Raw genomic sequence first — 239 nt, 5'->3', positions numbered from 1 at the left:
GTGGTCTCGCTGCGCGATTCGAGCGTCGGGATCAGGCTTTCGATCGACTCCGCCTGGGCCATCGCGTTGGCCACATCCAGCTCCGTCGTGACGCCTTCATGCACCCGCGTTTGCGTGAGCTTCGTGGCGTCGTGCGCGATCTCCAGATTCTGCTTCGCGATCTGGAGCAGAGCCTGCGTGTCGCGCAACTGGATGTAGTCGCGGGCGAGTTCGGCGCGTGCGGACAACAGGATCGCGTT

At 64.0% G+C, this 239-nt stretch carries 1 protein-coding gene; it reads right to left on the bottom strand.

Annotation, left to right across the window (positions count from 1 at the left end; all coding sequences use genetic code 11):
- Positions 1–239: TolC family protein (locus PQR42_RS45765; protein ID WP_408394142.1), on the bottom strand; the 239-nt coding region annotated here is incomplete at both ends.

It is taken from the genome of Paraburkholderia sediminicola, from assembly GCF_046027355.1.
Lineage (GTDB): Bacteria > Pseudomonadota > Gammaproteobacteria > Burkholderiales > Burkholderiaceae > Paraburkholderia > Paraburkholderia sediminicola_B.
Note: the sequence above shows the minus strand (reverse complement) of the source record. Positions and strands in the feature narration are given on the sequence as shown.